Genomic DNA, 13,675 nt, shown 5'->3' with positions numbered 1-13,675 from the left:
CCACGGCTCGCTTCGGCCTGGGAAAAGGAAAAACAACAATGACCCGTTCCGCTCCGAACCTGCTGAAATCCGCCTCGCTCGCCCCGGTCCTGCTGGCCGGCCTGCCGTCGCTCGCCGGCGCCGAGGGCTTTATCGAAGACGCCAGCGTCAGCCTCGGCCTGCGCAATCTCTATTTCAATCGCGACTTCCGCCAGCCCGGCGCGGCGCAGTCGAAACAGGAGGAGTGGGCCCAAGGCTTTCTCCTACAGGCAAAATCCGGCTATACCCAGGGCACCCTGGGCCTGGGCGTCGAGCTGCTCGGCCAGCTCGGCCTGAAGCTCGACAGCAGCCCTGATCGTGCCGGCTCCGGGCTGCTGCCACGCCACGCCGACGGACGCGCAGCGGACGACTACGCGCGACTGGGCGTGGCGCCGAAGCTGAAGCTGTCGAATACCGAGCTGAAACTCGGCGAACTGCTGCCGGAACTGCCAATCCTCCTGCGCAACGACGGCCGCCTGCTGCCACAGACCTTCCAGGGCGGCATGCTGACCTCCAGGGAAATCGCCGGCCTGACCCTGCACGGCGGGCAGATGCGTTCGCTCAGCCAGCGCAACTCCAGCGACCACCAGGACCTCTCGGTGGATGGGCGCGGCGGGGTGTTCTCCGACCGTTTCGACTACCTGGGCGCGGAGTACCGCTTCAATGCCGAGCGCAGCCAGGTCGGGCTGTGGCAGGCGCGACTGCAAGACATCTACCGGCAGGACTACTACAGCTTGAGCCACAAGCAGAGCTTCGGCGGCTGGCGCCTGGGCGCCAGCGTCGGGCTCTTCGACACGCGTGACGAAGGTGCCACGAAGCTCGGTGATCTGGAGAATCGCGCGCTGACCGGTTTCTTCAGCGCGACCCGCGGCCGCCACAGCCTCGGCGCCGGCTACCAGCGCATGTACGGCGACGACGGGATGCTCTACATCGCCGGCACCAGCACGCCGTTGGTCAACGACATCCAGGTGCGCAACTTCACCAGCGCCGGCGAGCGCTCCTGGCAACTGCGCTACGACTACGACTTCGTCGCCCTGGGCATTCCCGGGCTGACCGCCATGGCCCGCTACGCCAGCGGCGCCCATGCCCGGACGAAGGCGATGGACGACGGCCGCGCCTGGGAACGCGACGTGGACGTCGCCTACGTGATCCAGAGCGGCCCGCTGAAGAACCTCGGCCTGCGTTGGCGCAACGCCATGCTGCGGTCCAACCATGCCGCCGATGTCGACGAGAACCGCCTGATCCTCTCGTATTCCCTGCCGCTGCTCTGAGCGCAGGGCCGTTCTCGCTGCTGCCCGATAACCGGCGATTGGCTGATTGGTGAAAAGGTATTGCCTGGGGTTATCGATGAATGCGCAGAAGTGATTATCCGCGCGGGAGCGGCCTGGCTACAGTCGGCCCAACGTAAGCGGCCATGCCGCCTCCGCGTCGAACAACAACAAGAAGGAAGCCCTCCATGAGCGCCATGAACGACCACGCCAGGCTGCTGTCCTCGGCGATCGCCACCAGCCGCCTGCGGCTCCTGCCTTTCCTGGTCCTGATGTATGTACTGGCTTTCATCGACCGGGCCAACGTCGGTTACGCGCGGGCCTTCCTGCAAGCCGACACCGGCCTTGGCGATGCCGCCTTCGCGTTCGGCGCGAGCATCTTCTTCATCGGCTATGCCTGCTTCGAGGTACCCAGCAACCTGATGCTGCACCGCCTCGGCGCCAGGGTCTGGCTGTGCAGGATCATGGTCACCTGGGGCCTGGTCTCGGCGGCGATGATGTTCGCCGACGACGCCATGACTTTCTATGTCCTGCGCTTCCTGCTGGGCGTCGCCGAGGCGGGTTTCTTCCCCGGCATCATCCTCTACCTCACCTACTGGTTCCCGCAGCGCAGCCGTGCCCAGGCGCTTGGCCTGTTCTATTTCGGCCTGCCGCTGGCGCTGGTACTGGGCGGTCCGCTGTCCGGTTGGCTGCTGGAGTTCCACGGCATCTTCGGCCTGGCCAACTGGCAGTGGCTGTTCGTCACCGAGGGCCTGCTGGCCTCGCTGGTCGGCATTGCCGCCTACTTCTACCTGGTCGACCGCCCGCGCGATGCCGGCTGGCTGAGCGACGAGCAGAAGCGGGCGCTGGAAGGCGAGTTGGCCGAAGAAGACACCCGCAAACAGGCACGCGGCCCGCACGGCTTCCTCAGCGCTCTGCGCAGCGGCCAGGTGCTGAAGTTCTGCCTGGTCTACTTCACCATCCAGATGAGCGTGTACGGCGTGGTGTTCTACCTGCCGACCCGCATCGCCAGCTTCCTCGACGGCCAGGTCGGCCTGAACGTCGGCCTGATCACCGCGATTCCCTGGGTCTGCGCCCTGGTGGTAACGCGCCTGGTGACCCGCCAGGCCGACCGCAGCGGCCAGCATCGCCAGCTCGCGGTGGCCATGCTGGGCATGGCCGCAGCCGGCATCGCCGCCTCGGCGCTGGCCGGCAACCTGGGCCTGGCGGTGATCGCCTTCTGCTTCGCCGCGTCCGGCTTCGTCTCGGTGCAGCCGCTGTTCTGGACCCTTCCCACCGGCTACCTGAGCGGTGCGGCCGCGGCCAGCGGCATCGCCCTGATCAACTCCCTGGGCAACCTCGGCGGCTTCGTCGCGCCGAACCTCAAGACCCTCATGGAAAGCCAGTTCGCCGACCCGCGCGCCGGCATGTTCGCCCTGGCCGCCGTCGGCCTGCTCGGCGCCTGCCTGCTGGCCCGGCTGAAGACCTCCGGATCGTCGTCCGTCCCGCTGCGAGCGCGGCAGGCCGGCTGACCCACACTACGCACCGATAGGAGCTGCGACATGAAAATCAAATCCGTCCGTACCCGCGTCTTCGAATGGAAGGGCAAGGTCGTCCCGCCGCAGGCGCACTTCTGCACCAATGCCAGCGACATCCTGTTCGAGAAGGGAGACGCCATGGGTTCGTTCCGCTTCCACGGCTGGCTGGTGGTGGAGATCGAGACCGACGACGGCCTCGTCGGCATCGGCAACTGCGCCCTGGCGCCGCGCGTGGCGAAGGAAATCGTCGACCTCTACCTGGCGCCGATCTGCATCGGCGAAGACCCGTTCGACAACGAGTACATCTGGCAGAAGATGTATCGCCGCACCCACGCCTGGGGCCGCAAGGGCATCGGCATGGCAGCCATCTCGGCGGTGGACCTGGCGATCTGGGACATCATGGGCAAGGCGGTGAACAAGCCGGTGTTCAAGCTGCTCGGCGGCCGCACCAAGGAGAAGATCTGGACCTACGCCTCGAAGCTCTACGCCAACGACAACCTCGACGCCTTCCTCGAAGAGGCCCAGGGCTACCTGAACCAGGGCTTCACCGCGCTGAAGATGCGCTTCGGCTATGGCCCCAAGGACGGCCCGGCGGGCATGCGCAGGAACATCGAGCAGGTCCGCGCGCTACGCGAACTGGCCGGGCCGGACATCGACATCATGCTCGAATGCTACATGGGCTGGACCCTGGAATACGCCCGACGGATGCTGCCGAGGCTCGCCGAGTTCGAACCGCGCTGGCTGGAGGAGCCGGTGATCGCCGATGACATCGAGGGCTACGTCGAGCTGAAGAAGATGGGGATCATGCCGATCTCCGGCGGCGAGCACGAATTCACCGGCCACGGCTTCAAGGACCTGCTGGAGCGCCGCGCGGTGGACGTCATCCAGTACGACACCAACCGCGTCGGCGGGATCACCGCCGCGCGCAAGATCAACGCCATGGCCGAGGCCTGGTCGGTGCCGGTGATCCCGCACGCCGGACAGTTGCACAACTATCACCTGACCATGGCCAGCACCGCCTCGCCGATGGCCGAGTTCTTCCCGGTGTTCGACGTCGAGGTCGGCAACGAGCTGTTCTACTACGTGTTCAAGGGCGAGCCGCAGCCGGTCGACGGCTATATCCAGCTGGACGACCACAAGCCCGGCCTGGGCCTGGAGATATCCGAAGAGCACCTCAAGGATTTCATCATCATCGAGTGATAGTCGGAGCCCACAGGAGGAGCCGAGATGCGGCTGATTCAATTCGAGGACCGGGCAGGGCAGCGCCGGGTCGGCGTCGTCGAAGGCGCCGGGATACAGGTGCTGCGCGGCGTGCGCAGCACGCGCGAACTGGGGCTGGCGGCGATTCGCGCGGGCAGCGGCCTGCACGACGAGGTGCTGCGCCGAGGCAGCGAGCCAGGCCCGGACTATGCCGGGTTGCTGGAGGAGGGAAGGGTGCTACCGCCGCTGGATCATGAAGACCCGGCCCATTGCCTGGTCAGTGGCACCGGCCTGACCCACCTGGGCAGCGCCGCGACGCGCGACCGCATGCACCAGCAGAACCAGGGCGACGAGGCCGCGCTGACCGACACCATGCGCATCTTCAGGTGGGGCCTGGAGGGCGGCAAGCCGCCGGCGGGCCAGGTCGGCGCGCAGCCCGAATGGTTCTACAAGGGCGACGGCGGCATCGTCGTGCGCCCCGGCGCGGACTTCCCGCTGCCGGCCTTCGCCGAGGATGCCGGCGAGGAGCCGGAGCTGGTCGGGCTCTACCTGATCGGCGATGACCGCCGGCCTTATCGGCTCGGCTACGCCCTGGGCAATGAGTTCTCCGACCACCTGATGGAGCGCCGCAACTACCTGTACCTGGCGCATTCCAAGCTGCGCGCCTGCTGCTACGGGCCGGAGCTGCGGGTTGGCGAACTGCCGCGCCACCTGCAGGGCGAGAGCCGGATCCTGCGCGACGGCGAAGTGCTCTGGCAGCAGGCGTTCCTTTCCGGCGAGGACAACATGTGCCACAGCCTGGAGAACCTCGAGTACCACCATTTCAAGTACGCGCAGTTCCTCCGTCCGGGCGACGTCCACGTGCATTACTTCGGTACCGCCACGCTGTCCTTCGCCGACGGGATCAAGGCCGCTCCGGGGGATGTCTTCGAGATCGCCATGACCGAGTTCGGCGCGCCGCTGCGCAATGGCATCGCCGCCGTCGAGACCGCACTGACGCCGGGGCGGGTGGTAGCGCTCTGAAGCCCCACCGCCGTGCATAGGCCGGAGCTCCACGAGAGACCCGCGGCACGGTTTCCTTCATTCCTGCGGAGCCTTGGCTCCAACCCCGCCGGCCATCCCCGGCGGGGCTTCCCCTGTATGAGGTCGACATGACAGCCATCCTCGGACACAACTTCATCGGCGGCGCCCGCAGCGCGGCCGGCACGCTCTTCCTGCAAAGCCTCGACGCCGCCAGCGGTGAGGCGCTGCCGTACCGCTTCGTGCAAGCCACCCCGGAAGAAGTGGACGCCGCCGCCGAAGCCGCCGCCAGCGCCTACCCGCACTACCGGCAACTGCCGGCCAGCCGCCGCGCGGAATTCCTCGATACCATCGCCGCCGAACTCGACGCGCTGGACGATGATTTCGTCGCCATCGTCTGCCGTGAAACCGCGCTACCGGCCACGCGCATCCAGGGCGAACGCAGCCGCACCAGCGGCCAGCTGCGCCTGTTCGCCGAAGTCCTGCGGCGCGGCGACTTCCATGGCGCGCGCATCGACCGCGCCCGGCCCGAACGCAAGCCGTTGCCACGCGTCGACCTGCGCCAGTGCCGGATCGGCCTCGGCCCGGTGGCGGTGTTCGGCGCAAGCAACTTCCCCCTGGCGTTCTCCACCGCCGGCGGCGATACCGCCGCGGCCCTGGCCGCCGGCTGCCCGGTGGTGTTCAAGGCGCACAGCGGACACATGGCCACCGCCGAACGGGTCGCCGCGGCGATCCTCCGCGCGGCCGAGCGCACCGGCATGCCGGCGGGCGTGTTCAACATGATCTACGGCGGCGGAGTAGGGGAGCGGCTGGTCCGCCACCCCGCGATCCAGGCGGTCGGCTTCACCGGTTCGCTGAAGGGCGGCCGCGCCCTCTGCGACATGGCGGCCGCCCGGGCGCAGCCGATCCCGGTGTTCGCCGAGATGAGCAGCATCAACCCGGTGGTGCTGCTGCCGGCGGCGCTGAAGAAGCGCGGCGAGGCCGTGGCCGACGAACTGAGCGCCTCGGTGGTGCTCGGCTGCGGCCAGTTCTGTACCAATCCCGGGCTGGTCATCGGCATCCGCTCTGCGCAATTCTCGGCGTTCCTCGAACGCTTCGCCGCCCGCATGGACGACCAGCCGGCGCAGACCATGCTCAACGCCGGCACGCTGGCCAGCTATGAAAAAGGCCTGGCGGCGCTGCACGCCCACCCGCGCGTCCGCCACCTCGCCGGGCAACCGCAGGAGGGCCGCCAGGCCCGGCCGCAACTGTTCCAGGCGGACGTCAGCCTGCTGCTGGAGGGCGACGAGTTGCTGCAGGAAGAAGTCTTCGGCCCGGCCAGCGTGGTCGTCGAGGTCGCCGACCACGCCGAACTGAAGCGCGCGCTGCATGGGCTACACGGGCAGCTCACCGCGACCCTGATTGCCGAAGCGGAAGACCTGGCGTCCTTCGCCGACCTGGTACCGCTACTGGAACAGAAGGCAGGGCGCCTGCTGCTCAACGGCTACCCGACCGGCGTGGAAGTCTGCGACGCGATGGTCCACGGCGGCCCGTACCCGGCCACTTCGGACGCCCGCGGCACCTCGGTGGGCACCCTGGCCATCGACCGTTTCCTGCGCCCGGTGTGCTACCAGAACTACCCGGACGCGTGGCTGCCGGAAGCGCTGAAGGATGGCAACCCATTGGGGATTGCGCGGTTGGTGGACGGGATCGTGACGCGGGCGGCGGTTGCTTGAAAGGGGTGCCAGGGAGGGGCGAGGTCCCGAGCGGAGCGGGACCTCGCTGGCGCGGAAAAAGCCGGAGAGGTGTGCGGCAGGACGCGGGGGAGCGGGCCGAATCAATCTCCCGGCGCTGTTGCCCTGGCGTGCACGACGCTACAGATGCTCGTCGAAGAACCCGGCAATCCGATCGAAAGGAATCCTGTCCAGCCGGTCGTACAGGTCGACATGACTGGCGCCCGGAACGATCAGCAGCTCCTTTGGCTCTGCGGCAGCGGCGTAGGCGGTCTCGCTGAAGTAGCGTGAATGGGCCTTTTCGCCGTGGATGAACAGGATCGGGCGTGGCGAGATCTCCTTGATGTAGGTGAGGATCGGCATGTTCATGAACGACAGCGGCGTGGTCATCGTCCAGGCGTTACCGGAGTTGACTGCCCGCGGGTGGTAGCCGCGGGGTGTCATATAGTAGTCGTGGTAGTCGACGAGGAACTGTGCCTCGCCACCCTTCAGTTCGTTGTAGGGCGGCTGATAGGCGGGGGTACCGCTTTCCGCGTCCTTCCAGCGCTGCTGGCCCAGTTGCTCCAGCGTTCGCGTGCGCTGTTCGAGGGTCACGCTGTCGTTGTAGCCCTTGGACATGACCCGCGTCATGTCGTACATGGTGCTGGTCACCACCGCCTTGACACGCTTGTCCACGGCCACCGCGTTCAGCGCCATGCCACCCCAGCCGCAGATGCCGATGACGCCGATGCGCTCGCGATTCACCTCCGGCAACAGGCCGATGAAATCCACTGCCGCGCTGAAGTCTTCGGTATTGATATCCGGCGAAGCGACGTTGCGTGGCTGACCGCCACTCTCACCGGTATACGATGGGTCGAACGCCAGCGTGACGAATCCGCGTTCGGCCATGGTTTGCGCATACAGGCCGGAGGACTGCTCCTTGACCGCGCCGAACGGACCGCCGATCACGATTGCCGGCAGCCGATCGCCGCCACGCTTCTTCGGCAGGTACAGGTCAGCTGCCAGGGTGATGCCGTAGCGATTGGCGAAGGTGACCTTGCGATGTTCGACCTTTGCGCTCTGGGGAAAGGTCTTGTCCCACTCCTGGGTCAATTGCAGCTGCATGTTGGTTCCTCCGGTGTTTGACGAAGTCGTTGCCGCCGGACTGGTCTGGCAGCCGACGAGAGCCATCAGCGCACCGGCAAGGACTGCGCCCCTCAGGGCACCCTTGCGAGAGCGGGCTCGATTGCTGTGCTTGGTTTCCATGGCGTTCTCCATCGATCAGATCGACGTGGTGGAATTCGGCTCGACGACCTGGCTTGCGGCGCGAGGCAAGTCGCGTCCGGGCGTTCCCGGGGTCTAGCCGGCCGGGGCTTTCGAGCGTGCGGTGAGGATGGTCAGGAAGGCTGCGATCAGCAGCATCGCGGCGCTGGCGAAGAAGGTCGCCTGATAGCCAGTGCGATCGAACAGCAGACCACCCAATGTGGAGCCCAGGGCAATGGAGAGTTGCACCACGGCGACGAACAGGCCGCCACCGGCTTCGGCGTCCTCTGGGAACACCCTGGCGATCCAGGCCCACCAACCGACGGGGGCCGAGGTACCGGTCAGTCCCCACAATCCGAGCAGGACGACAACGATGGCGGGCCAGCCGCCAAGGACCGTCAGTACCAGGGCGATCAGGGCCATCAGCAACGGGATGGCGACCAGTGTCTGGAAGAAGCGCCGTTGCAGAACCCGGTCGATCAGCAGGGTGCCGATAAAGCCCGCTGCACCGATCACCAGCAGTACCAGCGAAATATGCGCGCCATGTACGCCGGTGACCGTCTCCAGGAATGGTCGCACATAGGTGAACAGGGAAAACTGGCCCATGAAGAACAGGCTGCTGGCGAGCATGCCGAGCATCACACCGGGACGCTTGAGCAGAGCGAATACCGTGAACACATTGCCCGGGCCGGGAGCACGCGCGCCGGCCCGCATGGAGGGCAGGGTGGTCCATTGCCAGGCCAGTGCCACCAGGGCTACCGGCACAAGGCAGAGAAAAGCCCCTCGCCAGCCGATGAGGGTGCCTAGCCAGGCGCCCAGCGGCGCGGCCACCACTGTCGCCAGAGCGTTGCCGCCATTGACGAGGGCCAGGGCTCGCGGCACGTCGTTGGCAGGCACCAGGCGCATGGCCGTGGCTGCCGACATCGACCAGAAGCCGCCGATCACTATGCCGATCAGCGCCCGGCCCAGCATGTAGACGAAATAGTTTGGCGCGAGCGCGACGATTGCGCCGGATATGCCCATTGCCGCCGTCAGTCCCAGCAACAGCGTCTTGCGGTTCAGGCTGCCGGCAACGGATGAAATGAACAGGCTGGTTAAAACGGCGAAGGCGCCGGAGATGGCGATGCCCTGGCCTGCCATGCCCTCGGTAGTTCCCAGGTCGTTGGCGATGGGAGTCAGCAGGCTGACCGGCAGGAACTCCGACGCGACCAGTGCGAAGGCGCAAACCGCAATGGCCAGGACGCCACTCCAGGAGCCCGATTGTTCAGGGTTTTCGTTGGCGGTATCGAGTGCGCGGGTTGTCATGAAAAAACTGGCTTATCCAAAGAGTGAAAAGAAGAGATCGGCTCCGCTGGTGACAAACGCCTGGGCTGAGTCGGCAGGGAAGGGAAGTCAGGGTGCGGTAGGCGGAGATGATTGTTGCAAATGAATATTCGGGTATGCGGCGGCCTGTTACTAGCTAAACAATTCTTAATGGGTATATAAGCTCTACTAATTAATGGTCCGTGGAAGAATTGGCCATGATCAAACGTAACCTCAACGACCTCCTGTCCTTCGTTGCCGTCGCCCGCGAGGGCACCTTCACCCGTGCCGCCGCCCAACTGGGCGTGACGCAGTCGGCATTGAGCCAGTCGATAAGCGGCCTGGAGGCGCGCCTGCAGATCCGCTTGCTCACCCGCACCACCCGCAGCGTTTCGCCCACGGCGGCAGGGGAGCGCCTGTTGAATGCCATCGGCAATCGCTTCGACGAGATCGAGGCGGAACTGGACGAGTTGTCGGCGCTGCGCGACAAACCAAGTGGCACGGTTCGCATTACCTGTGGCGATCACATCCAGCGAACCCTGTTGCTACCCAGGCTCACCCCGTTGCTGCTGGAATATCCAGACATCAAGGTGGAGTTCGACATCAACTATGGCTTTCGGGACATCGTGGCCGACCGGTTCGATGCCGGCGTACGCCTGGGCGACACCATAGACAAGGACATGATCGCCGTGCCGATTGGGCCGCCAGTGCGCATGGCGGTCGTCGCGGCCCCGGCCTACTTTGCGGCACATCCGAAGCCCAGGAATCCTCGCGGTCTGGTCGACCACAACTGCATCAACATGCGCATGCAGTCCGGCGGCGGCCTGTATGCCTGGGATTTTCAGCGGAAAGATCGACACGTGAACGTCCGTGTCGATGGACAGCTCATTTTCAACACCTCGCCGAATATCGTGGATGCCGCGCTGGCGGGGCTGGGAATCGCCTGGCTCCCCGAAGAGGAATTCGCTCCGCATATCGAGGAGGGCCGGTTGCTGCGAGTGCTGGAAAACTGGTGCCCACCGTTCCCTGGCTACTACCTGTACTACCCGAACCGTCGGCAACCATCGCCGGCTTTCAGCCTGGTCGTGGATGCGCTGCGTTACACCAGGCCCAGGGGAACGGCACCATAGGCGGCGGGTAGCGGGCATGCAGGGACTCGGTCGCCGGCCACTCATCACGGAGTGGGTGGCCTGTGAAAGGATGCGAGTTCCATTCACACGGGCAGGCGGAGCATCCGCAAAAATCATCTGAGACAATATTGACTCACATGAATTAAAAAAGCATCATGCGCCTCCATCGCTTGGCCGGCGCCCAGAGGGCTACGGCTACCGAAGCCGGGCCAGCCTCTCCGGATCACAAGTCGAGTATTGACTCCGTGCAATAGCTGTCCCTTGCCTGGAAGACGGACCGACGCCGCGCTGAACGACGAGACAGCCACCGCCGCCCCCAGGCGGAGGGCAAGATCCTGGAGAACGACAATGCGTGCGATCGATGCCGGCATTCTGGTCTGCGACGAATGCCATCAGCTCAACCGTATCGGCGAGGAGCAGGTGCCACGTTGCGGTCGCTGCGGCGCGAAGCTGCATCCTCGGCGGCCGAACAGCATCGCCCGTACCTGGGCGTTGCTGATCTCGGCGATGATTCTCTACGTTCCCGCCAACCTGTTGCCGATCATGACCGTCAACATGCTCGGCAAGGGCTCCCCGGCGACCATCATGGGCGGGGTCGTGACCCTGATCCAGGCCGACATGTTTCCCATCGCCCTGGTGGTGTTCGTCGCCAGTATCGTCGTCCCCACCTTCAAGCTGGTCGGCATCGCCCTGTTGCTCTATTCGGTGCAGCGGCACCAGCCGATGTCGGCCCGCCAGCGAATCATGATGTACCGCTTCATCGAATGGGTCGGGCGCTGGTCGATGCTCGATATCTTCGTCATCGCCATCCTCGTGGCGCTGGTCAATTTCGGCAACCTGGCGAGCATCGAGGCCAATCTCGGCGCCGCCGCCTTCGCCAGCGTGGTGGTGCTCACCATGCTCGCCGCCGTGACGTTCGACCCCCGGCTTATCTGGGACAACACCAATCTGGACGACGAGAATGAGTGATTTGCCAAGCCCGAAGAAACACAAGACCTCGAACTGGTCGGCGATCTGGGTGCTGCCGCTGGTGGCCCTGGCTATCGGGGCCTGGCTGGGCTGGCGCGCCTACGACCAGGCAGGGGTGCTGATCCAGGTGCGCTTCGAGAGCAGCGATGGCATCCAGGCGAAGAAGACCGAGGTGCTGTACAAGGGCATCGCGGTCGGCAAGGTCGTCGCGCTGGATGTCAGCGAAGATATCAAGGGCGTGGTGGCCACCATCGAAATGGACAAGGAGGCGCGCCAGTACCTGAGCAAGGGTACCCGCTTCTGGCTGGTCAAGCCGCGGGTTTCCCTGGCTGGCGTCACTGGCCTGGAAACCCTGGTATCTGGCGTCTACATCGCGGTCGATCCGGTGAAGGGCGAGAAGGAAGAACGCAACTTCACCGCGCTGAAGCAGCCGCCCCCCCTTTCCGACAGGCTGCCCGGCCTGCACCTGACCCTCAAGGCCGATCGCCTGGGCTCCCTGGAGCAGGGCAGCCCGGTGTTCTACCGGCAGATCCAGGTCGGCCAGGTGAAGAGCTTCCAGTTGGGCGATGACCAGAGGACCATCGAGATCAAAGTGCACATCGAGCCGGCCTACGCCGACCTGGTGCGCAAGCACACGCGATTCTGGAACGCCAGCGGCATCTCCATTTCCGGTGGCCTGTCCGGCTTCAAGGTGCGTAGCGAATCGTTGCTGACCCTGGCGGCCGGCGGCATCGCTTTCGCTACTTCCGATAGTCGAGGCGACAGCCCGCCGACCGATCCGAGCAAGCCGTTCCGCCTGTACGACGACTACGACGCGGCCCAGGCCGGTCTGCGCGTGAAGCTGAAGATGAACGACGTCAGCGGCATCGATCCGGGCCGCACCCCGGTGATGTTCAACGGCGTGCAGGTCGGCCTGGTCAAGTCGATCGACATGGACAAGGACTACAGCAGTGCCACTGCCGACCTGGCGATGGATCCGCGGGTCGAGGACATGCTGCTGGAAGGCACCGAGTTCTGGACCGTCAAGCCAAGCATCTCCCTGGCCGGCATCACCGGCCTCGAGGCCCTGGTGAAAGGTAACTACATCGACGTGCGCTTCGCCAAGAGCGGCGCGCCGAGTCGCGAGTTCACCATCCGCCCGAAAGCGCCGCCGCTGAACACCGACGCGCCCGGCCTGCACCTGGTGCTGACCAGCGACAAGCTCGGCTCGATCGATATCGGCGCGCCGATCCTCTACCGCCAGGTCCGCGTCGGCAGCGTGCAGAGCTACCAGCTATCGCGCGACCGCCAGCGAGTGGTGGTGGGTGTGCACATCGAGCCGGAGTACGCGCACCTGGTGAATACCTCGACGCGCTTCTGGAACTCCAGCGGGATCACCCTGACCGGCAACCTCAGTGGCGTGCAGGTGAAGAGCGAGTCGCTACAGACCCTGATCACCGGCGGGATTTCCTTCGACACCCTCGATCCGAAGGCGCCGACCGTGACCAAGGTGCGGCGCTTCACCCTCTTCGACAGCGAGGAGGCGGCGATGGCCCGTGGCGTGGAAATCCAGCTGAGCATCGACAATGCCGACGGCCTGCGCGAAGGCACGCCGATCCGCTTCAAGGGCCTGGACATCGGCAAGATCGAAAGCGTCGAGCTGAACCCGGACCTCTCCGGGGTACAGATGAAGGCACGCCTGACTTCCGCCGGCGAGCGCGTCGCCCGCAGCGGAACCCGCTTCTGGGTGGTGCGTCCGGCGCTCGGCCTGCTGCGTACCGAGAACCTCGGAACCCTGGTCAGCGGCCCCTACATCGAGGCGCTGCCGTCGAGCACGCCGGGCGAGCGCCAGGCACGCTTCCAGACTCTCGCCGAAGCGCCCAACCTGCTGGGCCGGGAAAGCGGCCTGCGGCTGACCCTCAGTGCGCCGCGCAAGGGCTCGATCAAGCCGGGCAACCTGGTGACCTACCGGCAGATCCCGGTGGGCAAGGTCGTCGACCTGGCCTTGGGCGAACAGGCCGACCGGGTGCTGATCGGCATCCTCATCGAACCGCGCTATGTACCGCTGGTGCGTACCGGCAGCCGTTTCTGGAATGCCAGCGGCTTCGGCGTCGACGCCAGCCTGTTCAAGGGCCTGTCGCTACGCACCGAGTCGATGGAGGCGCTGATGGAGGGCGGCATTGCCTTTGCCACCCCGAACAATGCGCAGATGGGCGAGCCTGCCAAGCCGGGGCAGACCTTCGCCCTGTTCGATTCGGCCAATGACGAATGGCTGGAGTGGGCGCCCAGGATCGCCCTGAAGAGCGGGGCCCGTTGAT

At 65.8% G+C, this 13,675-nt stretch carries 9 protein-coding genes and 1 pseudogene; 8 read left to right on the top strand and 2 right to left on the bottom strand.

The window, feature by feature from the left end:
• The first annotated feature begins 38 nt into the window (after window positions 1–38).
• From AC4OR5_RS09860 to AC4OR5_RS09840, 5 genes are all read left to right on the top strand, one after another.
• A complete protein-coding gene (locus tag AC4OR5_RS09860; protein ID WP_058160451.1) occupies window positions 39–1,289 on the top strand; it encodes an OprD family porin in 1,251 nt (416 codons plus the stop codon).
• Window positions 1,290–1,474: 185 nt separating this feature from the next.
• On the top strand, window positions 1,475–2,797 hold the full coding sequence (locus AC4OR5_RS09855) for an MFS transporter (protein WP_003113702.1): 1,323 nt from the start codon (window positions 1,475–1,477) through the stop codon (window positions 2,795–2,797).
• Window positions 2,798–2,827: 30 nt separating this feature from the next.
• The gene (locus AC4OR5_RS09850; protein ID WP_015502949.1) at window positions 2,828–4,003 is read left to right on the top strand and encodes an L-lyxonate dehydratase; all 1,176 of its coding nucleotides are present in this window, start codon (window positions 2,828–2,830) and stop codon (window positions 4,001–4,003) included.
• A 27-nt stretch (window positions 4,004–4,030) separates the two neighbouring features.
• The gene (gene araD1, locus AC4OR5_RS09845; protein WP_058160452.1) at window positions 4,031–5,026 is read left to right on the top strand and encodes an AraD1 family protein; all 996 of its coding nucleotides are present in this window, start codon (window positions 4,031–4,033) and stop codon (window positions 5,024–5,026) included.
• Window positions 5,027–5,154: 128 nt separating this feature from the next.
• Window positions 5,155–6,738, top strand: coding sequence for an aldehyde dehydrogenase (NADP(+)) (locus AC4OR5_RS09840; protein ID WP_017149021.1), 1,584 nt, complete (start codon window positions 5,155–5,157; stop codon window positions 6,736–6,738).
• A 138-nt stretch (window positions 6,739–6,876) separates the two neighbouring features.
• Here the strand turns inward: AC4OR5_RS09840 and AC4OR5_RS09835 are convergent, their stop codons facing one another.
• Window positions 6,877–7,980 (bottom strand): alpha/beta hydrolase, encoded by a 1,104-nt coding sequence (locus AC4OR5_RS09835; protein WP_073646287.1) that lies wholly within the window; start codon window positions 7,978–7,980, stop codon window positions 6,877–6,879.
• Window positions 7,981–8,073: 93 nt separating this feature from the next.
• The gene (locus AC4OR5_RS09830) at window positions 8,074–9,282 is read right to left on the bottom strand and encodes an MFS transporter (RefSeq protein ID WP_016263494.1); all 1,209 of its coding nucleotides are present in this window, start codon (window positions 9,280–9,282) and stop codon (window positions 8,074–8,076) included.
• 215 nt (window positions 9,283–9,497) lie between these two features.
• Here AC4OR5_RS09830 and AC4OR5_RS09825 point away from each other — a divergent pair.
• The 3 genes and pseudogenes from AC4OR5_RS09825 (at window position 9,498) to AC4OR5_RS09815 (ending at window position 13,674) form a co-directional block, all read left to right on the top strand.
• A pseudogene (locus tag AC4OR5_RS09825) lies at window positions 9,498–10,420 on the top strand (LysR family transcriptional regulator).
• Between the two features lie 337 nt (window positions 10,421–10,757).
• A complete protein-coding gene (locus AC4OR5_RS09820; protein ID WP_058134780.1) occupies window positions 10,758–11,378 on the top strand; it encodes a paraquat-inducible protein A in 621 nt (206 codons plus the stop codon).
• Window positions 11,371–13,674, top strand: a complete 2,304-nt coding sequence (locus AC4OR5_RS09815) for a PqiB family protein (RefSeq protein ID WP_122379253.1) — start codon at window positions 11,371–11,373, stop codon at window positions 13,672–13,674. Before AC4OR5_RS09820 ends, AC4OR5_RS09815 begins: the two co-directional genes overlap by 8 nt.
• Window position 13,675: the final 1 nt, after the last annotated feature.

Source organism: Pseudomonas sp. YA1, assembly GCF_058680555.1.
Note: the sequence above shows the minus strand (reverse complement) of the source record. Positions and strands in the feature narration are given on the sequence as shown.